Below are 1409 nucleotides of genomic sequence, written 5' to 3'. Positions count from 1 at the left end.
GCCGAAAGTGTGAGCGGTTTCGGCGGTTATCACGCTCTAAATATTTGATTTAGAGCCTTATTTTTCCGTTCGAATGATTCCATTCGAGCGGATAAGGCTCTAGGGTCCGCGCCGTTCTTTTATGGGGACGCCCCGCGCGCTATTGCTACGCCGAGGTCTGGCCTGACGATCAGGGTGGATACGGATCAATCGGGGATCAAGGGAATGTCGCGGAACTCGGCGCAAGGGGCGCGGGCGGGTCAGGTCGCGGGGAACGCCGACGGGCGGCGGTGGCTGAACGAGGCGGTGCGCCGGATCGAGGCGGACTACAATCGGTCGGCCGACACCCACCTGATCCACCTGCCGCTGGCGCGCTATCCGGGGATCGACCTCTATCTGAAGGACGAGAGCAGCCACCCGACCGGCAGCCTCAAGCACCGCCTGGCGCGCTCGCTGTTTCTGTACGCTCTGTGCAACGAATGGATCGGGCCGAACACCTGCGTGATCGAGGCCTCGTCGGGATCGACGGCGGTCAGCGAAGCCTATTTCGCCCGGATGCTGGGCCTGCGCTTCATCGCCGTCGTGCCGGCCAGCACGGCGACGCCGAAGCTGGACGAGATCCGCTTCCATGGCGGCGAGATTCACGCCGTCGAGGATCCTCGGACCGTCTACGCGGTCGCCCAGCGCCTGGCCGCCGAGACAGGCGGCCACTATCTGGATCAGTTCACCCACGCCGAGCGCGCCACCGACTGGCGCGGCAACAACAACATCGCCGAGAGCATCTTCGCCCAGATGGCGCAGGAGCGCTTCCCGATCCCGAGCTGGGTGGTCTGCGGCGCCGGCACGGGCGGGACGTCGGCGACGATCGGCCGCTTCATCCGCTATCGGCGCCACGCCACGCGGCTGTGCGTCGCCGATCCCGAGCACTCGATCTTCCACCGCCACTTCGCCGACCGCGCCCTCTCCATCCTGCCGGAAGGGTTCTGCAGCTGCATCGAGGGCATCGGGCGGCCCCGGGTCGAGCCCAGCTTCGTGCCCAGCGTCATCGACCGGATGATCGCCGTCGAGGACCGCGCCAGCATCGGCGCGATGCGGGCCTTGTCGCGGCGCTTGGGACGGGCGGTCGGCGGCTCCACGGGGACCAATCTCTGGGCCTGCCTGCGCCTGATCGAGGAGATGGCGGCCGCCGGTGAAACCGGCAGCGTCGTCACCCTGCTCTGCGACGGCGGCGAGCGTTACGCCACCACCTATTACCAGGACGCCTGGCTCGCCGAGCGCGGCATCGACGGCTCCGAGGCCGAGACCGCGATCGCGCGCCTGCTTGAGGTGTAAGCGCTAGAGCCTTATCCGCTCGAATGGAATCATTCGAGCGGATAATAAGGCTCTAAATCAAACATTTAGAGCGTGATAACCGCCGAAACCGCTCACAC

General features: G+C 66.0%; 1 protein-coding gene. It reads left to right on the top strand.

Annotated features, from left to right (window positions below; translation table 11 throughout):
• Positions 1-204: 204 nt before the first annotated feature.
• Positions 205-1311, top strand: coding sequence for a PLP-dependent cysteine synthase family protein (locus OR37_RS20485; protein WP_004625394.1), 1107 nt, complete (start codon positions 205-207; stop codon positions 1309-1311).
• The last annotated feature ends 98 nt before the right edge of the window (positions 1312-1409 follow it).

This window comes from Caulobacter vibrioides OR37 (assembly GCF_000372645.1).
GTDB classification, from domain to species: Bacteria; Pseudomonadota; Alphaproteobacteria; order Caulobacterales; family Caulobacteraceae; genus Caulobacter; species Caulobacter vibrioides_E.
This window is presented reverse-complemented; position numbering and strand designations above follow the sequence as displayed.

Excerpts from the sequence above, each read along its gene's own strand:
- OR37_RS20485 (WP_004625394.1), top strand. The coding sequence starts at position 205 with ATGTCGCGGAACTCGGCGCAAGGGGCGCGGGCGGGTCAGGTCGCGGGG.